The organism is Streptacidiphilus sp. P02-A3a, from assembly GCF_014084105.1.
Taxonomy (GTDB): Bacteria; Actinomycetota; Actinomycetes; order Streptomycetales; family Streptomycetaceae; genus Streptacidiphilus.
Window position 1 is genome coordinate 950,539 of record NZ_CP048289.1, and the last position, 23,549, is coordinate 974,087.

Genomic DNA, 23,549 nt, shown 5'->3' on the forward strand with positions numbered 1-23,549 from the left:
GGGACTGCCTCCCCCTTCCCCCGTGGTCGCCCTGAACTTGGGCTGCTCGGTGCGGGGCGCGGGCAGTGGGTTACCTCGGCCGCGCTGCCCGCGGCCATTGCGGTGATGCGTACCTGCCGATGCCCAGCCAGTCCCCGACGCTTGCGCGCCAGCAGGTCGAACGGAGCAGTCGGGGCTGCTTCCACTGGTGTGCGGCGCGGTAACGACGGGTACTTCTCTATCTCCTGAGCTTGTGCTCTGCTTTACCCCGCAGTGCATTTGTCCCTATAATGCTGCTGTATATCTGCAAGGTGCTGGTTTCGGTGGTCCCCGGCGGGGGGCATATCATGAGCGTGTATGTTCCATCCGTTGTGTAGATGCCCAAGGCTCCCAACTCCGATTCGCCCGATCCTACGGGTGAATCAATCAGGAGGCTTCCCGATGGATCGTAGACGGCAGTATTGGTGTAGTTGCCCGCGGAGAAAGTGCCCTCTATTCCTATGTATGATCCCAGGGATGAAAGTGTCCACGGGAATGTGATTTTCGCCCACTGTCCGGGTTTGGTCGTCACCGATACGGGTGAGCCGTTCGCCTGGGCTGTTGCGGTCACGAACGTTCCGGAAAAGCCGAGGATCTGGACGGTGACCGAGTCTGCTGCCTCTGTAGACAGCTGGAGTGTATATACTCCTGATGTCACCGCCGTGAATGGCGTGATCAGATTCTGTTCGCCGGGATCCGAGACTCCGACGTCTTGGATCACATTTCCTGCCGGATCGGTGAGGATGCCCGAGAGGATGCTGCCATCCGTGAGGCTGTCGTCCACGTAGATCATCTGCCCGGCCTGTGCCGTAAATGTGATCCGGGCTATTTTCCCCAGCGCAGAAGCTGGATAATCAATTTTCATCGGAGGGCTGTTGACGGAAGTGGAATCCGTGATGAAAGAACCCAGAATCTGCTCCTCGATTGCCCCAGATCCTCCTTCGATTGGCGTAAACTTGAGGGCCTAGACTCCGGAGGTTTTCACTGCCATTGGGGCGATGATATTTGACCACACCCCGAAGTATGGAATGCCGTCGTATATCATTTTCCCGGAAGGGTCAAATATTGATACTTCGAGAGTGGAGGTGCCGAAAGTTGATGTTCCGTTAATGTAGATTTCCTGGCCGGCGCTCGCCGCGAATGTGATGACACTCCAATCTCCTGGGTCTGAAGCCGGAACGTTCACTGTTACGGGCGCCCCGTCGATTGTCTGGGATGCGGTCAGGTCGGTGCCGAAGACCTGGGCGCTGAATATCCCGGACCCGGGGTTTCCCAGCGGGTTTTCGAGCGAGTAGTTCAGGGTGTAGATCCCGCTCGTTGTCGCGACGATGGGGCTCACATTGATTGAGGACCCGGCGTCCACGGAGTCGTCGTTCTGCTCAAGGACTGTGATACCCGAGGGATCCAGCAGGTCGTAATTCGCCTCCAGCGGCTGATCGCTCTGGGAGAGGTTCCCGTTGATGTAGAAGGCCTGGCCCGCCTGTACGGCGAAGGATATGGTCGCGCCCTCTCCAATCTGGGCGGCGACCGAGGCCGTGGGGCCGTTGACTGTGGCGATCGCACTGGGCTCAGGGGTGAACTGGGCGGTGAGAATCCCTCCTTCTCCGTCGCTGTCCACCGATTCGACGTCGATGCTTGAGGGGACACCTCCTGCCGGAAGGGTCAGTGAGCCGGGACCGCCGCCAACGGTTGCAGCCAATGGGGTCCCATCGCCTCCGAAGACCTCGTATCCCCCGGGCGCCGGTCCCGACGCGGGCGGCTGCCAGGTGAGCGTGTCGGACAATCCGTCGGAGGACTCTTCCACGGCGAGGGTGGTGGGAGCCTGCAGCGTGCCTGGGTCGGGGTCGGCGACGACGGTCACGACTGCAGAGGCGGTCGCGGACAGCCCGCTCTCGTTGGTCACTTGCAGTCTGACGGTGTAGGTGCCGGCGGTTTTGAACACAGTTGAGGTCGTCCGACTGGGGGACGCGGTCGAGAAGGTGCCCGAGTTTGCCAGATCCCAGCTGTAGGTGAGTTCTTCACCGTCTGGGTCTGTCGACTCGGCTGCCGAGATGGTGATCGGTCGTCCGACGAAGGCGGTATCCACGGGCGTGATCATCGCGCTGGGTGCGGCACTCCCGCTCGGGATGCCGGTCAAGTTCGCGAAATACAACGCGGCGCGGGTGCTGTAGGGGACTGTGCTGTCGGCGTCGCCGTCTGTGTTGTAAGCGGAGTGGGCGGCAAGGCCGGACACCTGGAGTGGGAAGAAACTCGCCCATGGGCCCTGGCAGATCACGTCGGCCTGGAAGCAGTAGGAAAGAACTTTGCCGTCGTCGGCGAACGCTGGGCGCATCCTGCTCGAGGGGTGCGCAAGGAGGCCCTGACGATCGCCGCTGAAGTCACCCATGTCGCCGGGGGAACCTGGATTGAAGAGCGGATCGCCGAAGAGAGCGACTCCGGAAATGTCCGCCTGCAGGTCGGGGGCCAGTGCCTGATAGACATTGGCCGTGACCTGGGCCCCTTGGCTGTAGCCGACCAGAATTATTTTTGTGCTTCCGGCGCACGTTGCGGTAATATTCGTGATCGCGGCCGTTAATTTATTCTGACCACCATTGACCGAATTACTGTAGAAGGAAGAATTTAAAGCCGCCGAGGCCGCGTTGAGCAGGTGAGGCCAGGAGACGGGCACCGCAAGGTAGGGATTGTTCCAGGTAGTGGTGGCTGCGGCGGTACCAGCTGGCAACTCGGCCAAGAAGGACTCAATGAACGAAAATACCGGTTGTCCGAACCCGTTGGTGGAACTGTCATCCATTAGTTGTCCGGATCCACGGCTGGCGAGGATTGCGTAGGGGGCGCAGCCGCTGGTGACGGCATGAGCTTTGGGTGCCTGCCAAGAGGCGTACCCTGCCAGGAACAGCACCAGGGTTCCGGAGAGCAGGATGCGTAACGCGTGTATAACTCTGGTGGACAACGTTCCTCCTGGGGTATGTTGAGAGAATGATTCGAGCGTGGGCTTTTCTGTGGCTGCCTCGGCGGCGTCAACCGGTCCCTCTGGGGCGGGCTTCACGAGCGATATGGCCTCCTGGGACCCGGCTCCTTTCTTCCCAGGCAGTCCTGTCTTCGGTGGTCGACTCCCTGGGGGCCCGGGATGGCACGATTCTGGTCGACCGGGTAGGTGGAGGTGGTATCACCGGTACGTTCCGCGTCGATCTGTCCGTGATCTTTCCCGGTGACCCCGAGGGGGTGGGACGCACATTAGCGGACCGCGCTCAACAATTGGGGTACGAGCGGGACGCGAGGAACCTGCTAGGGCGTGATGACGAGGAGACGTTTCGTTTCTATCGTCCGGTGATGCTGCCTGAACTGTTCTTCAAACTTGTGCCGCCCGGTGCTGCTCTGGACGGCATCGTTGTGCCTGCAGCATCGAGCGGCGTCATGGTCAGTGTGAACGCGGGAATGACACTGACCAGCGAACAAGGCCTGAGGTTGAAGCTCCCCACTCCGAGGACCCGGGCCTACCTGACGGACCTGGGGATCGACTTCGAGCCCCCGCCCGGGTGGCAGCGATTCTGGTACTGGTGGTGGGCCCGCCTGGCGGTCCAGGCCCACCTGGCCCGGACCGCCCGCAGGCTCGGCGCGCATCGCAGGGGCGCCCTGACGGCATGGCTTGTCGGAGGAGAACTCGTCGGCCCTTACACCTTCGGGGTGGCGGGTATGTACAAAGGCACGCGTCAGGAAGTGATCAAAGATGTCGTCAAGCGCGCCTCGCGCGCGGGCTACCTGCCGCTTCCGGCAACCTCGCAAGCACACGACCCGACCTTCTCGGGGCAGCCTGGCCGACCGGCCCTGCACTTGACCACGTATGGCCCGGGTGCGGCCATCTTCCCAGGCGGCCGCACCGTGCCGATTGGTTTCACCGGGATGATCATGTCTCTGACGCAAAGGGCTCGGTAAGCACCCTTGAGTACCCGATCGCATAGAAGCGGCCCCTCACGGAAATGGAAGAGGTACGGCTCGGTACATATACGTACACAATGATTTCCAGTGAAAGCTGTGCACACCAGGGGAGGCATCTGTATCGACACGCTACCAGAAGTTGCCTTGTACTCGTCAATAAATCCTGGAAGCCGGGCTAGGTCCGTATGCAATGCAACACAGCCAGGGAACCGTCATGATGCCTGGAAAATTCGCCCGGCGCTCGGTCTACGCCCGGCGCAGGCGCCAATGACGTCACTCTCCCAAGATGTCGCGCCACCCGCCGCGTTGGTCGAATGGCGACGTCCCCGGGGCCGGGAGGCTCGCCCCTCGCCACCAGATGAAGACCAGGACATGGTCCGGCTTCGGTCCGCCCAGATCCGGGCTGACCTAGACGACCTCGACCACGGCCGCCTGACCGCGGTCCCACGGATCACCCCCTATGGCCAGTCCGCCGAGCGACGACGCCCGTAGGCCGTCCGGCACTCGCCACGCGCTGTCCTTCAACTCCGGGAACGCCTCCCTGCACGCCGCCCTCCACGCGGTCGGCGCGGACTCCGAAGCCGGAGTCGCCGTCTCGCCGATGACCTGGATCTCCGCCATCACCGCGATCTTCCAGGCCAGCAGCTACCCCGCCCTCTGCGACATCGAGCCAGACAGCCCGAACATCGCCGCCAGCGCCGTGGCCCAGGTGAACGGCGCCTAGTGTCCTGCACCAGGAATTCGTTCAGGATATGTGGCGAGTCGTTCGAGGATTTCGTCGGCGGTCCTGGTCCAGGTGAAGGGCCGTGGGTTCTCGTTCCAGGTCTTGATCCAGTCCCGTATGTCCTTCTCCAGTGCGCGGACGGACTTGTGGACTCCGCGTCGGAGTTGCTTGTCCGTCAGCAGGCCGAACCACCGCTCGACCTGGTTGAGCCAGGACGAGCTGGTGGGGGTGAAGTGCAGGTGGAACCGTGGGTGTGCGGCCAGCCACTTCTGGATCGCCGGGGTCTTGTGGGTGGCGTAGTTGTCACAGATGAGGTGCACGTCCAGGTCGGCCGGCACCTCCTTGTTCAGCTTGGTGAGGAACTTCTTGAACTCCGCTGCCCGGTGTCGGCGGTGGAGCGAGCCGATGACCTCGCCCGTGGTCACGTCCAGTGCGGCGAACAGTGTGGTGACGTCGTTGCGCGGGTAGTCGTGGGTGCGGCGTTCGGGCATGCCGGGCATCATCGGCAGGACCGGGGCCGAGCGGTCCAGTGCCTGGATCTGGCTCTTCTCGTCCACGCAGAGCACAAGTGCCCGTTCCGGCGGGTCGAGGTAGAGCCCGACCACGTCGCGGACCTTGTCGATGAACTGGGGGTCCTTGCTGAGCTTGAAGGTGTCCACCAGGTGCGGCTTGAGGCCGAACGCCTTTCAGACCTCGGGGCGCCGGGCCGTTGCTCGTCGGCCAGGCCCTCCAGCCGGCTCTCCAGGAACCGCCGTCGCCACTTGCCGACCGTCTGCGGCCAGATGCCCAACTCGGCGGCGACCAACTGGTTCGACTTCCCGTCCGCACAGCCGAGGACGATGCGGCAGCGTTGCGCCAGTGCCTGCGAGGACTTGGCCCACCGCGACCAGCGGACCAGCGTCTCGCGCTCCTCGTCCGTCAAGGTCAGCTCGGCCATCGGCCGCCCCATTCGCGCCACAGACCAAGGCTACATACATATATATCGAACTTCGGGTGCAGGACACTAGGGCCAGCTTGAGCCACATCGTCCAGGTCGCGGGTGAGCCTTGTGAACTGGCGTCGGCGCCGGAGCCGAGGAGCACGGTTGTGGTGACGGCCACGCCACGGCGGCGATCCAGCCGGTGGTGAGGGCGATGCCGTTGCGGCGGCCCTGGGGGCGGGCATGAGGATGACGGCGATGAGCGGGAGCGGGCTGATGGCGATGCCGACCGCGGAGGCGAATCGTCCCGGTGGCGTCACCCATGGGCGCGCACGGTCAGGTCGGGCATGGTCCAGCTGCCGTTCAGGACGGCGGCGTCGGGGCCGTAGACGCGGATGGCGACGGTGAAGGGCCCGGCCGGGGCCGGGAGCCAGTTCGCGGCCTGGGCCGGGTCGTGGGGGCGGGTGTGCTGCACGCGGAGGGTCAGTCCGCCGTCTTCGTCGTACACCAGGCCGGGGGTGCGGTCGCCGATGGAGTAGCGGTCGGCGGGGTTGTCCACCAGCAGCCGCTCGGGTAGGCGGTACATGGTGGCGGACCAGAAGAACCGGGCCGGGGGGAGCTTGCCGGGCGGGAAGTGGATGACGTAGTCGCGCCCGGCGGCGTCGGGGGGCCGGTTGCCCTGGTCATCGGTGAGCCAGCCCGCGTACCAGGCTTCCTCGGAGGGCAGCCCGTACAGGCCCTTGTCCACGCCGACCGCGCGGGTCAGGTAGTCGTCAGCGTGCTGGGCGCGGGTGCCGAACCAGCCGGTGGAGTCGCGGACAGTGCTCTCGGCATCGGCCAGCTGCTTGCGGGCGTCGGCAATGCCCGCCTCGATCGCCTCGGCGACCTCCCGGGGCAGTGTGCCGGGTTCGAAGGTGCCGGTGCCGACCCCCAGGTCGGCCAGGCGCTGCCGCAGTTCAGTCTCTTGGGGCAGGACGGGGAAGAACTGGAGCAGGAAGTCCAGCAGGGTGAAGAACTCGGGACCGTCGAGGGCTTCCTCGCGCCAGACCGGCCAGGCCGGCTCCGGGGCGGGCTCGGGTTCGACCTGGTCCAGGAAGCGGCTCAGGGGGCGCAGCAGGTACTGCTGCTGGAGGGCGCTGAGCTGGGTGACGTCGTCGGGCCCCGCGAGGTAGGTGCGGCCCAGGATGCCGACCAGCTGGGTGTCCGCGCGCAGGACCGCAGTGATGCCGGCCGGGGGCTGCCCTGCCCAGTTCGGTCCGGCGACCAGGTAGTCACCGGGCCCGTCGCCGGTGGTGCGGGCGCCGATGAAGCCGACGTAGGAGGTGTCCAGGTCGTGCAGGGGCAGTACGTAGTAGCGGTCGACGGCGGGGACGGAGACCACCCAGGGTTCGGTGCGCAGGTCCAGCCAGGCCCAGGAGTACGGGGTGTCGTTGTTGGGGGTGACCACGTCGGTGTTGGCCGGGGTGAAGGGTTGGGAGTAGTGCCGGAAGCTTCCGAAGCCGCCCACGTACCGCGGGTCGTCGCTGTCGATGGCCTGCGGGTACATCGTGCGGTAGTTCTCCAGCAGCGCGTATCCGTAGATCCACCCCTGGGTGGCGGTGGCGCGGGCAGTAGCGGCGTCGGGGAGCGTCAAGGTCGGCCTCCGGGGCGGTGCGGGTGGCGGATCGGCTGAGTGGAGGCAGGAGGGGCGACAGTCGGTTGCCCATGACTGCTGGGCCGAGACCTCACAGAGTCAGACGATTTGTTCCCATTTGTCGAGCATATGGGTGCAGTCCTCCAGCGGCACGCGGGCACCAAATAGGGGTGGGCAGCCACTCTGTGCGCGGCGGGACCAAAGGTGCCCATGCGGCTCACTCTCCGCCGGTCGGGGCGCTCAGTCACACCTGTGACTGTTCAGCTGATGTGGCGGATCTGGTCACTGTTGTTGGCGGATGTCCCCAGCTGGAGCGTCAACCAGATCACTTCTGACTTCCGGTAGGGCCACTGCCCCAGGGCGGCTCGCTATCGCGCCGGGAGCCGGGAGCCGGGAGCCGGGCGGCCCTGGACCTGGCCCTGTCTCTGCTCCCCGGCGGGCAGCCCGCAGTACCGCCTGGAGGCGCGCGGGCGGCAGGTGCGCCAGAAGCCGGGCAGCGCCGACAGCGGTGCGGGCGGCCAGCCTGCGTAGTGCCGACCTCGGTGGGAACAACTTCCTGAAGACCGAGGCACAGCAGGCGATGGCGGCCACGGTGATCGGCTACTGGACCGCCTTCGCCCGGACCGGCGACCCCAACCACGCCGGGGCGCCGCGGTGGGCCGCCGCGACGGTCCGGGGCAACGGTCAGCTGCGGTTCATTCCGGACCGGATCCGGGAGGCGCGGACGTCGCCGCGGCCCCGCTGACCGGGGGCGTGGCTTCAGCGGCGGTGAAGTGGTGTGTGGGGTGTGCCGTGTCGGCGGGGGCGCGGGAGCTGATGAACGTGGCGGCCAGGGCAGTGGCCGCAGCGAGGGGGAGCCACAGGGTGGCCGCGCCTACGTTCAGGGCGGCGGTGATGGTCAGCGGGGCGAGGGCGCGGCCCAGGCCGAGGGAGAGCTGCCAGCGGGCGAGGGCGCGGCCGCGCAGGTGGGGCGGGGCCGCGTCGATGACCAGGGCGGTGCCGACGCCGGTGTAGAGGATCTCGCCGAGGTTGTACAGGACCGACACCAGGGCGACCGCGGCGGCGCCGGTGGTGCCGTGCCGGGTGGCGGCGAGGAGGAAGCCCAGGTAGGAGGCCGCGAGTACCCATCCGGCCAGGGCGAAGACGCTGCGTCGCGGTCGGCGTGACATCCAGAGCACGACGGGGAGTTGGCAGAGGATGACCATGGCGGTGTTGGCGACGAAGATCCCGGAGGACCACGCGGGGGCCGCGTGCAGGTGGGTGACCAGGACGATCGGCAGTGCGACTTCGAGGATGTCGAAGCAGAACGCGAAGGGCAGGTTGGCCAGGTTCATGAGGGTCAGTCGGCGCAGCGCGAGCCGGTCGGTACCGCTGACGGGCGTCGGAACGTCGGCGCGGCGCGGCACGGCAGTGTCGGTGAGCATGACGGTCGACACCAGCGCCGCCGAGATCAGGTAGCCGAGCGCGGTGCCCAGGGCCAGCCAGCGCATGCCGACGCTGCCGGTGCCGACCGCGATGGTGGCCAGCAGGGCCCCCGCGCCCAGACCGGCGTTGCCCAGGGAGCGCAGCGCGGCCAGGACGGCGTCGCGTTCGTAGCCGACGGAGATGCTGGAGACGACCGCGGCCTGGCCGATCGGTCCGGCCTGGTTGCCGATGCCCTGCAACAGGCAGCAGCAGGCGAAGCCGTCAGGACCGGGGACGAGCAGCAGGGTGATCAGTCCTGTGGCGCGCACGACCAGGGTGGTGACCGTAAGGCCGCGCCGGGCGCCCCGGTCGACCCAGCGACCGGCCAGCGGTACCGCCGCCATGCCCGCGAGGTAGCCCAGGGACAGGGCCAGGCCCGCGCGCTCGGCGCTGATGCCGCTGATGGTGACCGCGTACAGCAGCAGGAAGGGGCGCATCAGCCCGCCGCCCAGGGAGGAGACCAGGGCTGCGCCGGCGTAGCGTCCGCCGCCCAGACCGCGTAGCAGTTGCAGGGTCGTCAGTCGGGTGGGCGGTGGCGTCGAGGAGGTGGTTCTGCTGCGGGTGGTGGGGGGCATGCGGCAACGATCGGTGCGGCGCAGCGCGGGTACCGAGTCGATTGACGTTGATCGTCAATCGTGACGGGCCTGCCGCGGCCGTGGTGCGATGCTGGCAGGATGAGCGTCAGCATCGATGTGTCGGGGATGGCCGCGGACCGGTACCTGTTCGCGCCCTCCCCGTTGGCCGAGCTGGGATCCGCGCTGCACCTGCTCGTGGAACCGTCCCATCACCCGCAGCAGGCCGGTTGGATCGCCTCGGTCGGCGCGCAGGTCGACCCGGAGTTGATGGACCGCATCGTCACCGCCGACTACCTGTGGCGCACCTCGCGGGCGGACATCCTGCTGCCTGCCCGGCCGACACCGACGCTGGCCGAGGAACTCGACGGTCTCGACGAGCTCGACGACGAGACCTGGGTCCGCTCCACGCTGATGACCAGCAGTTGCGGTGTGGTTCCGGTGTGCGACGACCTCGGCTCGCCGCTCACCGACGCCGCCGCCCGGCGGGTCGCGCGCGAGCGGGCGGCCGGGCGCGGCAGCCGCCAGTTGGACTTCGTGGACTCCCTGCTCACCGATCCCGCGCGGGCCAGGGCCTGGCTGCGCCGTGTCCTGGAGGACTGCGCGGCCGGTTTCTTCGACGCCGCCTGGAGCACGGTGGCGGGACGGCTCGCGGGCGAGGCCCGCCACAAGCGCGACCTGCTGGCGCGGCACGGGCTGGAGCGCACCCTCGCGGCGATCTCCCCGGCGGTCACGCTGTCGGCTTCGGGCGAGCGCATCCTGGTCGACAAGCTGCAGGACCGCGCCACCAGCTCTCACGGGGCGGGGATCACCTTCAGCCCCAGCGCCTTCTCCGACCCCCATCTGCTGGTCGTGCACACCCCCGGCTGGCAACCGGTCATCCACTACCCGGTCTCCGCCTCCCTGGCCGCACCGCCCGCTGCCGCCGCTCCGGTCCAGGACCGGCTGCACGCGCTGGACCACCCCGTGCGCCTGCGGCTGCTGCGCAGCATCGCCCGCGGACCGCAGAACACCGCGCAGCTCGCCGAGACCTGGCTGCTGACCCCGCCGGAGGTCTCCCGCCACCTGGCCGTCCTGAAGAGCGCCGGCCTGATCACCTCCACCCGGCGCGGCCGCTACGTCAGCTACGAACTGGACCTGCTGTCGACCGCCCGCCTGGGCACCGACCTGATCGAGGCCCTCCTGCGCTGAAGTGGGCCGGGGCCCAGGCGCGACAAAGGCCCGGCACAGCCGGTGGTTGCCGGGAGGCCGGGCCTTCGTCGTCGCTCGGGGGACCTGGTGGTTACCAGGTCCGACCGGCCTGCTCCTGGATGGAGCGGTTGATGCGGTTGAAGAAGTTGGTCGTCGCGATCTCCAGGACGATGGCGGAGAGCTGCTCGTCGGTGAAGTGCTCGCTGGCGGCGGCCCAGATGTCGTCGGTGACGCCCGGGGCGCCGTCCTGGAGGCGGGTGGCGGCCTCGGTCAGCGCGAGGGCGGCGCGTTCCGAGTCGGTGTAGAAGGGGGTCTCGCGCCAGGCGATCACGTTGTGCAGCCGCTCGTCCGTCTCGCCCGCCTTCTTCGCACCCGTGACACTGGCGTGGACGCACGGCGCGCAGTTGTTGATCTGGCTGGCGCGCAGGTGGATCAGCGACAACAGGCGCTGGTCGACGCCCCCGGAGCCGATCGCCTTGTAGAGGTGCTTGATGGCGGTCATCATGTCGGGGTTCGCGGTGCTGTTCAGACGTGCTTCCATCGGTCCTGCTCCTTATGTCGGCCGTATCGGTTACCTGGGCCCGTTCGGGCCCGTCATCCCCCATGACGGAGCAGATCCGAGGAAGGTAACCAGATGACCGAGAGCAGTGCGAAGGATCCGGTGGCCGAGGCGTTCGAGTCGCAGCGCGACCGGTTGCGGGCGGTCGCCTACCGGATGCTCGGGTCGCACGCCGACGCCGAGGACGTCGTCCAGGAGGCCTGGCTGCGGCTCTCCCGGCAGGAGCCGGAGACCATCCACAACCTCGGCGGCTGGCTGACCACGGTGGTCGGCCGGATCAGCCTGGATGTGCTGCGGACGCGGCAGACCCGCTCCGAGGCGTCCTATGACGACCGGCTGCCGGAGTTCGTGGTGACGGCGGACGACGGTCCGGCTCCCGAGGACGACGTGGCGCTCGCCGACGCGGTCGGGCTCGCGCTGCTCGTCGTCCTTGAGGCGCTCCGGCCGAGCGAGCGGCTGGCGTTCGTGCTGCACGACCTGTTCGGGGTGCCGTTCGACGAGATCGGCCAGATCCTGGGCAAGTCGACCCCGGCCACCAAGATGCTGGCCAGCCGCGCCCGCCGGAAGGTGCAGGGGACCGAGCGGCCCAGCGGGGGCCGACGGGAGCAGCGGCAGGTGGTCCAGGCGTTCCTGGCGGCGGCCCGGCAGGGCGACTTCGGGGGCTTGCTGCGGGTGCTCGACCCCGAGGTGAGGCTGACCGTGGACACCCCCGCCGGGGTGTTCGTCACCCTCGGCGCGACCGAGGTGGCCGCCGGTGCGCAGCTGGGTGCCGCCGCGGCCGAGCGCGGGCGCGCGGTGCTCGTCGACGGCCGTCCAGGGGTGGTCTCCTGGCGCGAGGACGGCACCCCGCTGTCGGTACTCGCGTTCACCGTGGTCGACGGCCGGATCACCGCGATCGCGGCGGCGATCGACCCGGCCAAGCTCGCCCGGATGGACCTGCCGGAGCCGGTGTGAGGCGCGGGGCGTGGGGCGCGGGGCGTGACGCGCGGACGCGGGTTTCCCCGGGTCAGCCGAGGGCCGGCGGCTGGGGCAGGGGGCTGCCGTCGGCGGTGGTCGGGCCGGGGGTGGTCGGGCGGTTGACGAGCCAGGCCAGCAGGGTCGCCCGGGTGCCGCGGACCGTGGGGCTGCCGGGGACCGGGTGGATGTCGTACCAGGTGTCGGTGTCGGTGGCGTGCAGCCGCATCGCGGCGGTGGCCGGGCGGGCGTCGTGGGCGGTGACCAGGCGGTGCAGCAACTCCTCCACGAAGTCCGGGGGCCAGTCGTCGGGGGTGTAGCCGATCGCGAGGTCGACGTGGTGGATGAGGACCTCGGTCAGCCGGGAGTCCGCCGCCCGGAGGACCGGATGCCGCTGGCCCTCGGTCCAGCGGACGAGCCGCTGCCAGGCGTCGGCGGGCATGCGGGCGTACTCGGCGGCGAACCGGGCCGAACTGTCGCGCAGGTCGGCGAGCAGGGCGTCCGGGCCGCGCCCGGAACCGGCCTCGATCTGCTCGGCCCGGGCGGCCATGCTCGGGTACTCGGGCGTCTCGACGCCGGTTCGGGCCCACGTCAGCAGGTGTCTGCCGCCGTCGGCGTTGCGGGCGAGGTGGGTCAGGACGTGCCCCCGCGACCAGCCGGGGAGCAGCGAGGGGCCGCGTACGTCGGTGACGCCGAGGCCCGCCGCCGCCCCGAGCAACCGCTCGATGGCGACGGTGATCCGGGTGAGCCACGGTGCGGGCTCGAAGTCGGGGGCAGTGGCCATGTCGCCGTCTCCTCGGTGCCGTTGGCGCGGGTACGGGATGGGTGGGCGGTGTCGAACGGTCGAACCGTACGCCCGGTACCGGCCGGTTGCCGGGCGTCGGGATCAGCCTCGGGATCAGCCTCGGGGTCAGCCTCGGGCGGCGTCCAGGCGGGCGTGCTGCTCCGGGGTGAGTCGCAACTCGACGGCGTCCAGGGCCTCGTCGAGTTGGGTGAGCCGGCTCACGCCGATGATCGGCAGGACGGAGGGCTCGCTGCCCAGCATCCAGGCGAGGACGACCTGGTTGCGGGTCGCGTCGAGCTCGCGGGCGATCTCGCTCAGCACCGACAGTTGGGCGTGCGCCGCCGGGTGGTCGTACTGCTCCGGCAGCGGCTTGGCCGGGTCGGTGTAGGCGCCGTTGAGCAGCGGGCCGTACGCCAGCACGGTCAGGTCGGGCTGGGTGCGGGCATAGGCCAGTTGCGGGTCGTCCACGGCGATCTGGTAGTCGAAGTCGGTGCCGGGGCCCGGCCGCAGGTAGGTGTGGCGCTGTTGCAGCGCGGTGTACCGGGGAACGCCCAACTCGGCCGCCAGCTCCCGTGATCGGACCACCCGGGGGCCCGGCTGGTTGCTGATGCCGACCTGTTCGGCCAGCCCCTCGCGGACCAGCGCGCCGAACGCCGCCACGGTCTCCGCGAGCGGGGTGGCCGGGTCGTCCACGTGTCCGTACAGCAGGTCCACCCGGTCGGTGCCGAGTCGGCGCAGGCTGGGGTGGATGCTTGCGGCGATCACCGGCGCCGAGAGGCCCTCGCGGTTGGTTGGCCACTCGCCGTCGCCCGGCGCGGGGAGCGCGCCGAGCTTGGTGGCCAGGACCACCTCGTCCCGGTTGCCCCGGGCGGCGAGCCAGCGGCCCAGCAGCGACTCGCTCTCGCCGCCGTCGCAGCCGTCGATCCAGAAGCAGTAGCAGTTCGCGGTGTCCACGAAGGTTCCGCCCCGCTCGGTGAAACGGTCGAGCAGGGCGAAGGAGGTCTGCTCGTCCACCAGCGTGCCGAAGGGCAGCGTGCCCAGGCACAGACTGGAGACCTGACGTCGTCCAAGGTTCCGATAGCGCATGGGAGGAGCGTTCCAACTGGAGCGCGCTCCAGGTCAAGCGGCGAGCCGGGAGTCGCGAGCCGTGAGCGGCGAGCCGGGAGCCGTAGGCCGCACAATGGACGCATGGCCAACGCGACCCGCTATCTCACGCCCGCCGAGACCGTCGAGAGCTCCGGTTTCAGCCTGGACACGCTGCGCTACTACGAGCGGATCGGGCTGCTCAGCCGGGTCGATCGGGCCCCGAGCGGCCACCGCCGGTTCACCCCGGACGACCTTGAGTGGCTGTCGGTGCTGCGCTGCCTGCGCGACACCGGGATGCCCATCGCCGACATGCGGCGCTACGCCGAACTGGTCCGCGCCGCGAGCACCGCGAACGCGGCAAATGCCGCGAACGCGGCAAATGCCGCGAACGCGGCAAGCGCCGAGGCTGCCGAGGGCGCCGAGGGCGCCGAGGCTGCCGACCACGCCGACAGCATCGCCGAGCGGATCGCGCTGCTGGAGCGGCACGACGCGCAGGTGGACGCCCAGATCGCGCACCTGCGTCGGCAGCAGCGGCATCTGCACGACAAGATCGCCTACTACCGCTCGGTCCGGGGTCAGTCGCGGGGGTAGGCCGCGACGCTGTTGGTGACCGCCAGGCTCGCCTCGGTCGGGTAGAAGTGCGGGGACCGGCCGGAGAAGCGGGCCGCGTCGCCGCCCTCCAGTACGTGCGGCACGCCGTCGGAGACCAGGGTGACCCTGCCCTCGACCACCATCACGTACTCCATCGAACCGGGCCCGGGCGTGCTGACCTGACTGGTGGCGTGCGGCGACAGCCGGGAGCGGTGGACCTCGAAACGCCCCAGCTCGTGGCCGGTGGCCGGTGGCCGGGCGCGTGGGCCGGCGCCGCGCTCGGTGCGGGCCCACGTCCGGCGGTGGCTCGGTCAGGCCGTGGGCTGGAGTCGGCGCTCGAAGCAGAGGGAGGTGTCGGAGTCCACGTAGGGCCCGTAGTTGGGGATGGGGGTGAAGCCGGAGCGGGTGTAGAAGCGGTGCGCCGCGTGGAGGCGGTCGCCGGTCTCCAGCCGGAGCGTGGTCAGGCCCCGGGCGCGGGCCGAGGCCTCCAGCGCCCGCAGCAGCTCGGCGGCGACGCCGGTGCCGCGCTGGGCCGGGACCACGTACATCCGCTTGAGCTCGGCCGAGTCCTCGCCGAGGAGCCGCAGTCCGGCGCAGCCGACGGGGGTGCCGTCGTCGGCGTAGGCGACCACGAAGACGGCGATGTCCGGTCCCGAGGGGGCGCCGGACTCGCTGTCCGGGGTGCCGTAGACCTCGGCGATCTCATTCCGCTGGTCCCTGCGCAGCGCCTCGCCCGCAGGGTCGGACCAGGGCACTTCCTTGATTCGCATGGACTCATTGTGCCTCGGGGCCCGGTCGGGTCGGGGGCTCCCCGGTGGGGCCGCTCAGTGCAGGGCCACGGCCAGCAGCGCGCCGAGGAGCAAGTAGGGGCCGAACGGGATGGTGTCCTTGCGGCCCGCGCGGCGGGTGAGCAGCAGCGCCAGCCCGGCGACGGAGGCGACGACGAAGCCGAGGAACACCCCGGTGACCACGGCCGCCCAGCTCAGCCAGCCCAGCAGCAGGCCGAGCACGCCGACGAGCTTGACGTCCCCCAGTCCGAGCGAGCTCGGACTGGCCAGCGCGAGCAGGTAGAAGACCGTGACCAGGGCCAGCATGGCGAGCAGGGCCCGGGTCAGCGAGCCATGGTGACGATCCGTCAGGAAGGCCAGGCCGAGTACGGCGATGGTGACCGGGTACAGCGGCAGGACTATCGCGTTGGGCAGCCGCTTGACCCGGGCGTCGGTCGCGGCCAGGACCACCGCGGCCAACGCGGCGGCCAGGTAGGCGGCCAGTGCCGGATGCGGGCCGATCCGCCAGCCGCAGACCGCGCAGGCCGCCGCCGCTGCCGCCGACATCCACCACACGGACGGCCCGAGGCCGCGACGGCAGCCGGGACAGCGCCACCGGGGCAGCGCGGACGGCGCGGCGCCGCAGTCGTCGCAGTGGCTGCGGGGCGGTTCGCCGCTGGGCACGGACCGCACCCAGCAGGCGCGCACCAGCACCGGTCCGACAGCCGCGCCGAGGGCGGCGGCCAGGCAGATCAGCAGCATCGGTGGCATGGCTTCCTTCGCGGAGGGCGGGGTCGGGCGTCGGGCACAGCCCTGTCTACACCCGATCGCCGCGCCGCTCCCCTCGGGATTGCCAATTCGCAACGTCGGCGGCCGCCGTGCGGTCAGATGCCGTGCAGGGCGCCGCCGTCCACCGGGATCATCACCCCGGTGAGGTAGGAGGCGGCGGGGGAGAGCAGGAAGGCCGCGACCCGGCCGAACTCCTCCGGGCGGCCGTAGCGGCGCAGCGGGATCTGGGCCTCGTTCCCGGCCCGGGCGGCGTCGCTGTCCGGGGCGAGGGCGTCCAGTTCGCGCACCCGCTCGGTGTCGATCCGTGCGGGCAGCAGCCCCAGTACCCGGATGCCGCGCGGGCCGTACTCGTTGGCGAGGCTCTTCGCGGCCATGGCCAGGCCGGGGCGCAGGCCGTTGGAGATGCCCAGCGCGGTGATCGGCTCACGGACCGAGCCGGAGAGCACGAAACCGATGCAGCCGCCCTCGCCGAGCACCTGCGCCGTGGTCCGGGCGAGGCGTACCGCGCCGAGGAAGACGCTTTCGAAGGCGCTGCGCCACTGCTCGTCGGTGGCGGTCGAGACCGGTCCGGCGGGCGGGCCGCCGACGCTGATCAGCGCGCCGTCGAGCCGTCCGAAGTGCTCGGTCGCGGTGTCGACCAGCCGCTGGGCGGTGTCCGGCGCGGCGTTGTCCGCGACCAGGCCCAGCGCGTGCCCGGAGCCGCCCAGCTCCGCGACCGCGCGGTCGACGGACTCCTGGGCCCGCCCGGTGACCACCACCTGGGCCCCGTCGGCGACCAACTCCCGGGCGGTGGCGAAGCCGAGGCCGCGACTGGCGGCGGTGACGAGGTACACGCGGCCTTCAAGTCCTAGGTCCATACCGACATTCTGCCTGCCGTCGGCGGCGACGGCGGCTCGGGGCGGGGTCCGCGCCGCGTGTCCGGGTGTCCGGGGAGAGTCGCGGTCGGTCAGTGCTGCCAGGCCCGGACCCAGTCGACCTTCATCCGCGCGGAGTCCACCCCGGCGGGCGGGTCCTTCGGGAAGCCCACGGCGAGGTTGAGCAGGATCTCCATCGGTACCCGGGGGATGCGCGCGGTGTCGGTCACCCGGTAGCGGGCCACGCCGTCGATGTACCAGGTGATCGACTTCGGCTCCCAGTCGACCGCGAACACGTGGTACCCGGCCGGGTAGTCGACCGGTCCGTACTGGGCGGCCGAGAAGGTGTCCTTGCCGGTGGCCGGGTCCGTCCAGTGCAGGGTCATCTGGGCGCGGTCGGTGAACTCGATCGCCTCCATGATGTCGATCTCGGGCGGGGTGGTCCTGCTGCCGGAGGGCATCAGCCAGAAGCTGGGGAACATGCCCCCCTGCGCCGGGATCTGGATCGCGGCGGCGATGTAGCCGTAGGTGATCGTGTACTGCGGGTCGCCGGTCCAGGACCGGCGGCCGGTGGAGACCATGCCCGAGGTCCACGGGTGGGTCCTGCCGTCGGAGCCGTAGCTGGGCTGCTTCCGCGCGGTGAGCACCAGTGCGCCGTCGGACACCGAGACCTGGCCCGGCAGGTACCACTCCAGCTCGCGGTGGCCCGCGTTGGTGCAGCCGTCGTCGTTCCAGTCGTAGCAGGTGACCCACTGGTCCGGGTCGAGGCTGCTTCCGTCGAAGTCGTCGGAGAAGGCCAGCCGCCAGGGGCCGGGGATGTTCGGGGCCGCCCGCAGGGCCGAGGCGGAGAGCGTGGTGGGGCGGGGCGCGGGCCGCGCCGAGGGGGCGGATCGGGCGGCCGACGCGCTGGGGGTCAGCGCCGGCAGGTCGCTGGGGAAGGCGGGCGCGGTCCTGACCCCGGTGGTGAGCGTGCCGCAGGCGCTGGTCAGCAGGGCCGCGGCGACCACCGCGACCAGCCTCGGGCGGATCCTGACCACAGCCGCACCACCGCCCCCATGCTCCGGCTGACTCCCCAGTACGCGTGTTCCCCAGCTTGGCCCACCGTCGCCCCGGGGACAACAGTGCGACAGCTGGTGAGGCCGGGATTTCCAGGGATGGTTTGCCTGCGTCCGAGCGTGGTTGGGGTGGATCGCCGGTTCTTCACGATTCTGTCCCGGTTCCGCCCCTGTTCCGATTCAGCTCCCCGCGCGCCGGTGACATTTGCCGGTGTCGGCGGGACGCTCGAAGTGGGGCATCGCGGGATGCCGAACTCGTCTGCTTCCGGGAGGTTGCGGTGAACAGGATGACCGAACGCGTGCGGACAGGTACGGCAGGGCGCGGCGGGTCGCGCACGGGTGCGCTGGCGCTCGCCGCCGCGGTGGCCGCGCTGGCGCTGTCGGCCTGCTCGGCGGGGTCGGGCGGGTCCGGCGGGTCGAGCTCGTCGACCACCCCGAGCGGCGCGGCCTCGGCGCCCGCCTCGTCCACGGCCGGTGGCGGCAGCGGCGGCAGCGGTGGCGGGAGCAGCGGCGGCAGCGGGAGCGGGACGACCGGCGGCGCGACCTCCGGCACCGGGACGACCGGCGGCGCGACCTCGGGCACGGGTTCGTCCGGCGGCGCGGCCTCCGGGGCCGGGACGGCGGCGGCCGGGACCGCGGAGTGTGCGAGCTCGCAGCTCTCGGTGGCGCAGGTGAACCCGAGCGTCGGCGCCGGGCAGTACTACTCGACGCTGGTGTTCACCAACACCTCCGGCGGCAGCTGCGTGATGACCGGCTACCCGGGCGTCTCCTACGTGGTGGCCAACGGTGTGCAGTCCGGCAACCCGGCCGTTCGCGCGGGCGGCACCGCGAGCACGGTGACCCTCGCGCCCGGCGGCAAGGCCGACGCGGTGCTGCACGACAGCAACGGGATATCCGGCTACTCGCCGCAGCAGTGCCGGCTCACCCCGGCGCTGGGGCTGCGGATCTACCCGCCGGACAACAAGGCCGCGCTGTTCCTGCCCTGGAGCACCAGCCACTGCGCGGGCCTGAGCATCCACCCGCTGTCCATCGGTCCGATCACCCGGGCGTAGCCGCCCAGCGGGCGCGCGACGCGGCGCGGCGTCCGCGTTCCGTGGGGGTGGGGAACGCGGACGCCGCGCCGGTCCGGCGGGGTCGGTCGGTCAGAGGCCCAGCGACTTGGCGATCACGGTCTTCATGACCTCGCTGGTGCCGCCGTAGATCCGGAACACCCGGTTGTCGGTGTAGAGGCGGGCGATCGGGTACTCCAGGATGTAGCCGTAACCACCGTGCAGCTGAAGGCACTTGTCGACGACCCGGGAGCACACCTCGGTGGTGAACAGCTTCGCCTTGGCGACGTCGGCGGCGTTCAGGTCGCCGGTCTCGAACTGCTCCAGGGCCCGGTCCACCACGGCCTGGGCGGCGTCCACCTCGGCCTCGCAGGCGGCCAGCTCGAACTTGGTGTTCTGGAAGGAGGCGACCGTCTGGCCGAAGACCTTGCGGTCCTTGGTGTAGGCCACGGCCAGGTCCACGGCGGCGCGGGCGGCGGCGTACGCGCCGACGGCGATGGCCAGGCGCTCCTGGACCAGGTTGTGGGCCAGGTAGGAGAAGCCCTTGCCCTCCTCGCCGAGCAGGTCCTCGACCGGCACCTTGACGTCCACGAAGGCCAGCTCGGCGGTGTCGGAGGTGCGCAGGCCGATCTTCTCCAGCTTGCGGCCGACGGTGTAGCCCTCGGACTTGGTGTCCACGCAGAGGATGGACAGGCCCGCGCGGCGGTTCTCCGGCGTCGCCGGGGAGGTGCGGGCGACCACCAGCACCATGTCGGCCAGCACGCCGCCGGTGATGAAGGTCTTGGCGCCGTTGAGGACGTAGTGCGTGCCGTCCTCGGAGAGCTTGGCGTTGGTGGTCATCCCGGCCAGGTCGGATCCGGTGCCCGGCTCGGTCATGGCGATGGCGGTCATCATCTCGCCGGAGACGAACTTGGGCAGCCAGCGCCGCTTCTGCTCCTCGTCGGCGTACTCCATGATGTACGGCAGGCACAGGCCGGTGTGCACGCCGGAGCCGCCGAAGCTGACGCCCGCGCGGGCGCACTCCTCGGTGACGATCGCCTGGTACTTGAAGCCGTGCATCCCGGCCCCGCCGAACTCCTCCGGCACCTCGATGCCGAACACGCCGAGCTCGCCGAGCTTCAGGTAGAAGTCCCGGGGGGCGTGGCCCTGGTGCTCCCAGTCGGCGTAGACCGGCACGACCTCCTTGGCGATGAAGTCGCGGATGGTCTCCCGGAACGCCTCGTGGTCCTCGGTGAATACGGTGCGGCGCACGATGGCGCTCCTTCCAGGATCGGCCTGCAGGCTCGACTAGACGAACGAACGTTAAGTTAATCGTCAGTAGGGATTATGTCCAGGCCATCCGGTGGTCGGCGTCAGTTCGCGGTGAAGAAGCCCGTCACGTCGACGACGAGGTTCACCCCGCCGTACGGGGTGTAGAGGTCCACCTTGCCGTCGGTCACCGGGACCACCACCAGGTTCGGCACCGGCACCCCCGGGCTGAAGTCGAGGTTCGAGGTCGCCGGCCGGGGCGCGCCGTCCGGGTAGACGGTCACCCAGCCGGAGGAGGTCGGACCGGTCCCGGTGACGTTCAGGACCACCGCGGTCACGCCCTTCAGTGGAATCCCGGAGCTGCCGGAGACCGGGAGCGCGACGACGGCGCCCGGGCCGAGCGGCTTGCCCGCGCCACTGCCGGTGCCGCGCCCGGTGTCCAGCAGCCGGGTCGGGTCGAGCGTGTGCAGCACCCCGCCGGTCGGGTTGCCGGTGAAGTAGCCGGTGATGTCGGCGAACAGGTCGACCGAGCCGAAGGCGTTGTAGAAGTCCACCTTGCCGTCGGTCACCGGGACGATCGCCAGGTTCGGCGTGGTGCGGCCCGGGCCGACGTTCAGGGTGGAGGTGCTCGGCACCGCCGGGGCCCCGGCTGTCGGGCCGTCCGGGTAGACGCTCACCCAGGTGTCGCTGGTGGCGTCGGTCGCGGTGACGTTCATGACCACGGCGGTGATGTTCGTCGGGGCGCCCTTGACGGTGGCCACGTCGAGGGTGGCACGGCCCCCCGGGCCGATCGGGGTGCGCGCCACGCCGGTGCCGTCGCGGGTGTCCATCACCCGGACCGGCCCGAAGCCGGTCAGCCGCGACCCGGTGCCGGAGCTGGTGTAGTAGCCGACCACGTCGGCCCAGACGTTGACCGTCCCGGTCTCGTTGTAGAAGTCGACCCGCCCGTTCACCACCGGCACCGTGACCAGGTTCGGCACCACCCGCCAGGCCGGGAAGTCCAGGTTCGCGGCCGACGGCCGGGGTCCGCCGTCCGGGTAGACCGTCATCGAGCCGCCGGACTTCTGGCTGTCGGCGGTGACGTTCATGACCACCGCGGTCACGCCGGCGGTCAGCGGCGGCACGATCCCGTCGCCGGTCACCGGCAGGCTGAGGGTGCTGCCGCTGCCGAGCGGCTTGTAGCCGCCGGCGGGGCTGCGGGTGTCCAGCACCCGCGTCGGGGCGACCGGCATGTAGGTGCCGGTCGGCGGGGTCGCGGCGGATATCACCTGGACGTCGGTCGCCTTGACGAAGCCCAGCCGGTGGTCGTAGCTGATCTGGTAGTACAGCGTCCTGCCGATGATCTCGCACTGGTCGGCGGCGGTGGTGCAGCCGGTGTCCTTGGCGTGGTAGCTGCCCTGGTACCGGTAGTAGTCGCCGGTCACCTCACCGGCGGTGACGTACGCCTGGCCGGCCGGGATGGTGTACGGCAGGTCCTTGTAGTCGATGCCCTGCGCGGCCGTGGCGCCGAACGACGCCTGCGCGGGCGGGTAGGCGGACGCCTCCGGGTAGGCGCGGCCGTAGACCTGCACCGCCTTGCTGCCGACCGGGGTGACCAGGGTCTGGTCCGGGGTGCTGTTGGCGTAGGTGTAGGCGCCGCCGGGGTTGTAGAAGTACGCCTCCTGGCCGCCGTACCAGATGGCGGTCCAGTCGCTGGTGGTCCCCGGGGCCACCACGAAGGTCTGCCCGTAGTCGGCCTTGTCGCTGACGTCGCCGCCGTTGGTGCTGCCGGAGCTCAGGCCCGCCGACTTCAGCAGCGGGTCGCCGAGCAGCGGGTACGAGGTGGACGGGCCGGTGCGCAGGTAGACGAAGTCGGCGGGCCGGGCCGAGCAGGCCGCCGCGTGGCTGCCGCAGCCGGTGACGGTCGGCTGGTAGGAGCCGCTGTACGGCGGGGCGATGGTCACCGTGCCGCCGACCACGGCCTCGCCGTCGCCGCTGACCGGCGCGCCCAGCAGGCTGAGGAAGTGGCCCCAGTCCCAGTAGGTGCCCGGGTCGACCTGCTGGGTCGCGACCGGGTTGTCGGCGCCGAGGCCCGGGGCGTCGAAGGCGTAGGGCACCTCGTCCTGGCCGATGACGTGGTTGCGGTCCAGCGGGATGTCGAACTGGTTGGCGAGGTACTTCACCAGCTCCGAGGCGGACTCGTACTCCTGCTCGGAGAACCAGCTGCCGTTCCGGAGCGCGTAGCCCTCGTTCTCGATGCCGATCGAGTGCATGTTGACGGTCGCGTTGTCCGCGTGGGTGGCGGTGTCCTGGTCCGGAACCAGCTGGGTCACCGCGCCGTTGGCGGCGATCACGTAGTGGGCGGCGGCGTAGGGGGCGCCGGGGCTGGTGGCGGAGCCGATCGTGGAGGAGGCCGAGCCCTCGGTGTCGTGGATGACGATGTAGCGGACGGTGTCGCCGTCCGCCGGGCGGTTCGCGACGTCGTACTTCGCGCCGTCGGCCGGGTCGAAGGTGCAGGTCAGGCCGCTCGGGCACTGGGTCGGCGGGGTCGTCGCCGCCGCCGTCGGCTGCGGGGACGCGGTCAGCGGGTGCGCCTCGGTGGTCGGCGGGGCGGCCGCCGGGTCGGCGTCGAGGGTGACGATCTGGCCGTCCGCGGTGGTCCGGGTGGCGCCGCCGCTGATCGTGGCGTACACCCGGTTCGCGAACTGGTCGGCCGTGCCCGGGTCGGTGGCCTGGTCGTAGGCGGCGACGGCGGCGTACCAGTCGCCCGGGGCGGCGGGCAGCGAGCCGTGCAGCTTCCGCTGGTACGAGGCCAGCAGCGCCGCGCCGCCGCGCACGCTCTGCTTCATGGTGCCGCGCAGCGCCGAGGCGGGCTGCCGCAGCAGCGCCGCCGCCGCGTCCAGCGTGTGCAGCGCCGGGACGGTGGTGTCCACGGTGTCGATCCCGGCGAGGACCTTCGCCGACGGCGTCGCCACCTTGCGGCCGTCACCGAAGGCTTCGAGGTCCGCCTCCTTCTGCGCGGTGGTGGCCGGGATCACCTGGGACGCCTCGACCTCGGTCAGGCCCATCACGTTGTAGTTGCCGGTGCTGCTCGGCTGCCCCTGGTGGGACTCCCAGAGGGTCTCCTGGTACGACACCGCGAGCAGCACCTCGACCGGCACGTGGAACTCGGCCGCCGCCGCGCCGAAGTCGTCCTGCAGCGCGTACGGGTCGACCGTCGCGGTGGTGGCGGCCGTCGGGACGGTGGCCGGACGCGCCAGCGGGCGGGATCCGGATGCCGCCTCGGCGACCGTGCCTATCACCAGGGTGCCGGCGGCCAGGAGCGCCGCCGAGGACGCCCAGATCCTGGACCTCTTCCGGACATGTCGTGCTGCCAA

21 protein-coding genes and 1 pseudogene are annotated in these 23,549 nt (G+C 70.3%); 7 read left to right on the plus strand and 15 right to left on the minus strand.

Annotation, left to right across the window (positions count from 1 at the left end):
- Window positions 1-217: 217 nt before the first annotated feature.
- Window positions 218-883, minus strand: a complete 666-nt coding sequence (locus GXP74_RS04445) for a hypothetical protein (protein WP_182450109.1) — start codon at window positions 881-883, stop codon at window positions 218-220.
- Between the two features lie 99 nt (window positions 884-982).
- Window positions 983-2,968, minus strand: coding sequence for a cutinase family protein (locus GXP74_RS04450; RefSeq protein WP_182450110.1), 1,986 nt, complete (start codon window positions 2,966-2,968; stop codon window positions 983-985).
- A 152-nt stretch (window positions 2,969-3,120) separates the two neighbouring features.
- Here GXP74_RS04450 and GXP74_RS04455 point away from each other — a divergent pair, with 152 nt between their 5' ends.
- Both GXP74_RS04455 and GXP74_RS04460 read left to right on the plus strand, forming a co-directional pair.
- On the plus strand, window positions 3,121-3,951 hold the full coding sequence (locus GXP74_RS04455) for a hypothetical protein (RefSeq protein WP_182450111.1): 831 nt from the start codon (window positions 3,121-3,123) through the stop codon (window positions 3,949-3,951).
- Between the two features lie 463 nt (window positions 3,952-4,414).
- The gene (locus GXP74_RS04460) at window positions 4,415-4,678 is read left to right on the plus strand and encodes a DegT/DnrJ/EryC1/StrS family aminotransferase (RefSeq protein WP_182450112.1); all 264 of its coding nucleotides are present in this window, start codon (window positions 4,415-4,417) and stop codon (window positions 4,676-4,678) included.
- On the opposite strand, the pseudogene GXP74_RS04465 reads toward GXP74_RS04460, so the two are convergent.
- Together GXP74_RS04465 and GXP74_RS04470 are read right to left on the minus strand one after the other, a co-directional pair.
- A pseudogene (locus tag GXP74_RS04465) lies at window positions 4,675-5,627 on the minus strand (IS630 family transposase). The gene GXP74_RS04460 and the pseudogene GXP74_RS04465 overlap by 4 nt on opposite strands.
- Before the next feature lie 286 nt (window positions 5,628-5,913).
- On the minus strand, window positions 5,914-7,230 hold the full coding sequence (locus GXP74_RS04470; RefSeq protein ID WP_225447708.1) for a DUF1254 domain-containing protein: 1,317 nt from the start codon (window positions 7,228-7,230) through the stop codon (window positions 5,914-5,916).
- Window positions 7,231-7,738: 508 nt separating this feature from the next.
- Here GXP74_RS04470 and GXP74_RS04475 point away from each other — a divergent pair.
- A complete protein-coding gene (locus GXP74_RS04475; RefSeq protein ID WP_225447709.1) occupies window positions 7,739-7,975 on the plus strand; it encodes a carboxylesterase family protein in 237 nt (78 codons plus the stop codon).
- On the opposite strand, the gene GXP74_RS04480 is transcribed toward GXP74_RS04475, so the two are convergent.
- Window positions 7,926-9,269 (minus strand): MFS transporter, encoded by a 1,344-nt coding sequence (locus GXP74_RS04480; protein ID WP_182450113.1) that lies wholly within the window; start codon window positions 9,267-9,269, stop codon window positions 7,926-7,928. The genes GXP74_RS04475 and GXP74_RS04480 overlap by 50 nt on opposite strands.
- Before the next feature lie 99 nt (window positions 9,270-9,368).
- On the opposite strand from GXP74_RS04480, the gene GXP74_RS04485 reads away from it, so the two are divergent.
- Window positions 9,369-10,457 (plus strand): DUF5937 family protein, encoded by a 1,089-nt coding sequence (locus tag GXP74_RS04485; protein ID WP_182450114.1) that lies wholly within the window; start codon window positions 9,369-9,371, stop codon window positions 10,455-10,457.
- A 91-nt stretch (window positions 10,458-10,548) separates the two neighbouring features.
- Here GXP74_RS04485 and GXP74_RS04490 read toward each other — a convergent pair whose 3' ends face one another.
- Window positions 10,549-10,998, minus strand: a complete 450-nt coding sequence (locus tag GXP74_RS04490; RefSeq protein WP_182450115.1) for a carboxymuconolactone decarboxylase family protein — start codon at window positions 10,996-10,998, stop codon at window positions 10,549-10,551.
- A 93-nt stretch (window positions 10,999-11,091) separates the two neighbouring features.
- Between GXP74_RS04490 and GXP74_RS04495 the strand changes: the two genes are divergently transcribed.
- A complete protein-coding gene (locus GXP74_RS04495) occupies window positions 11,092-11,970 on the plus strand; it encodes a sigma-70 family RNA polymerase sigma factor (protein ID WP_182450116.1) in 879 nt (292 codons plus the stop codon).
- Window positions 11,971-12,022: 52 nt separating this feature from the next.
- Here the strand turns inward: GXP74_RS04495 and GXP74_RS04500 are convergent, their stop codons facing one another.
- Together GXP74_RS04500 and GXP74_RS04505 are read right to left on the minus strand one after the other, a co-directional pair.
- Entirely contained in the window at window positions 12,023-12,754 is a 732-nt protein-coding gene (locus GXP74_RS04500; protein WP_182450117.1) for a maleylpyruvate isomerase family mycothiol-dependent enzyme, read from the minus strand.
- Between the two features lie 126 nt (window positions 12,755-12,880).
- A complete protein-coding gene (locus tag GXP74_RS04505) occupies window positions 12,881-13,840 on the minus strand; it encodes an aldo/keto reductase (RefSeq protein ID WP_182450118.1) in 960 nt (319 codons plus the stop codon).
- A gap of 102 nt (window positions 13,841-13,942) precedes the next feature.
- On the opposite strand from GXP74_RS04505, the gene GXP74_RS04510 reads away from it, so the two are divergent.
- Complete coding sequence (locus tag GXP74_RS04510) at window positions 13,943-14,431, plus strand: MerR family transcriptional regulator (RefSeq protein WP_182450119.1); 489 nt, start codon at window positions 13,943-13,945, stop codon at window positions 14,429-14,431.
- Here the strand turns inward: GXP74_RS04510 and GXP74_RS04515 are convergent.
- The 5 genes from GXP74_RS04515 to GXP74_RS04535 all read right to left on the minus strand — a co-directional run bounded on the left by GXP74_RS04515 (window position 14,416) and on the right by GXP74_RS04535 (window position 17,878).
- Window positions 14,416-14,664 carry a cupin domain-containing protein gene (locus GXP74_RS04515; protein WP_182456141.1) on the minus strand — a complete coding sequence of 83 codons (249 nt, stop codon included), beginning with the start codon at window positions 14,662-14,664 and terminating at the stop codon, window positions 14,416-14,418. The genes GXP74_RS04510 and GXP74_RS04515 overlap by 16 nt on opposite strands.
- A gap of 78 nt (window positions 14,665-14,742) precedes the next feature.
- The gene (locus GXP74_RS04520; protein WP_182450120.1) at window positions 14,743-15,201 is read right to left on the minus strand and encodes a GNAT family N-acetyltransferase; all 459 of its coding nucleotides are present in this window, start codon (window positions 15,199-15,201) and stop codon (window positions 14,743-14,745) included.
- Between the two features lie 54 nt (window positions 15,202-15,255).
- Entirely contained in the window at window positions 15,256-15,969 is a 714-nt protein-coding gene (locus GXP74_RS04525) for a prepilin peptidase (protein WP_182450121.1), read from the minus strand.
- Between the two features lie 113 nt (window positions 15,970-16,082).
- A complete protein-coding gene (locus tag GXP74_RS04530; protein ID WP_182450122.1) occupies window positions 16,083-16,844 on the minus strand; it encodes an SDR family oxidoreductase in 762 nt (253 codons plus the stop codon).
- Between the two features lie 89 nt (window positions 16,845-16,933).
- Complete coding sequence (locus tag GXP74_RS04535; RefSeq protein ID WP_182450123.1) at window positions 16,934-17,878, minus strand: family 16 glycosylhydrolase; 945 nt, start codon at window positions 17,876-17,878, stop codon at window positions 16,934-16,936.
- Between the two features lie 305 nt (window positions 17,879-18,183).
- Here GXP74_RS04535 and GXP74_RS04540 point away from each other — a divergent pair, with 305 nt between their 5' ends.
- A complete protein-coding gene (locus tag GXP74_RS04540; RefSeq protein ID WP_182450124.1) occupies window positions 18,184-18,948 on the plus strand; it encodes a DUF4232 domain-containing protein in 765 nt (254 codons plus the stop codon).
- Between the two features lie 90 nt (window positions 18,949-19,038).
- Here the strand turns inward: GXP74_RS04540 and GXP74_RS04545 are convergent, their stop codons facing one another.
- Together GXP74_RS04545 and GXP74_RS04550 are read right to left on the minus strand one after the other, a co-directional pair.
- Window positions 19,039-20,196, minus strand: coding sequence for an acyl-CoA dehydrogenase family protein (locus tag GXP74_RS04545; protein ID WP_182450125.1), 1,158 nt, complete (start codon window positions 20,194-20,196; stop codon window positions 19,039-19,041).
- Between the two features lie 101 nt (window positions 20,197-20,297).
- The gene (locus GXP74_RS04550) at window positions 20,298-23,549 is read right to left on the minus strand and encodes an N-acetylmuramoyl-L-alanine amidase (RefSeq protein ID WP_182450126.1); all 3,252 of its coding nucleotides are present in this window, start codon (window positions 23,547-23,549) and stop codon (window positions 20,298-20,300) included.

What these genes read in the sequence shown, in the direction of transcription:
- GXP74_RS04525 (WP_182450121.1), bottom strand. Translation starts at nt 15,969, where the DNA reads ATGCCACCGATGCTGCTGATCTGCCTGGCCGCCGCCCTCGGCGCGGCT.
- GXP74_RS04490 (WP_182450115.1), bottom strand. Translation starts at nt 10,998, where the DNA reads ATGGAAGCACGTCTGAACAGCACCGCGAACCCCGACATGATGACCGCC.
- GXP74_RS04485 (WP_182450114.1), top strand. Translation starts at nt 9,369, where the DNA reads ATGAGCGTCAGCATCGATGTGTCGGGGATGGCCGCGGACCGGTACCTG.
- GXP74_RS04510 (WP_182450119.1), top strand. Translation starts at nt 13,943, where the DNA reads ATGGCCAACGCGACCCGCTATCTCACGCCCGCCGAGACCGTCGAGAGC.
- GXP74_RS04480 (WP_182450113.1), bottom strand. Translation starts at nt 9,269, where the DNA reads ATGCCCCCCACCACCCGCAGCAGAACCACCTCCTCGACGCCACCGCCC.
- GXP74_RS04445 (WP_182450109.1), bottom strand. Translation starts at nt 883, where the DNA reads ATGAAAATTGATTATCCAGCTTCTGCGCTGGGGAAAATAGCCCGGATC.
- GXP74_RS04540 (WP_182450124.1), top strand. Translation starts at nt 18,184, where the DNA reads ATGACCGAACGCGTGCGGACAGGTACGGCAGGGCGCGGCGGGTCGCGC.
- GXP74_RS04530 (WP_182450122.1), bottom strand. Translation starts at nt 16,844, where the DNA reads ATGGACCTAGGACTTGAAGGCCGCGTGTACCTCGTCACCGCCGCCAGT.
- GXP74_RS04495 (WP_182450116.1), top strand. Translation starts at nt 11,092, where the DNA reads ATGACCGAGAGCAGTGCGAAGGATCCGGTGGCCGAGGCGTTCGAGTCG.
- GXP74_RS04520 (WP_182450120.1), bottom strand. Translation starts at nt 15,201, where the DNA reads ATGCGAATCAAGGAAGTGCCCTGGTCCGACCCTGCGGGCGAGGCGCTG.
- GXP74_RS04505 (WP_182450118.1), bottom strand. Translation starts at nt 13,840, where the DNA reads ATGCGCTATCGGAACCTTGGACGACGTCAGGTCTCCAGTCTGTGCCTG.
- GXP74_RS04500 (WP_182450117.1), bottom strand. Translation starts at nt 12,754, where the DNA reads ATGGCCACTGCCCCCGACTTCGAGCCCGCACCGTGGCTCACCCGGATC.
- GXP74_RS04460 (WP_182450112.1), top strand. Translation starts at nt 4,415, where the DNA reads ATGGCCAGTCCGCCGAGCGACGACGCCCGTAGGCCGTCCGGCACTCGC.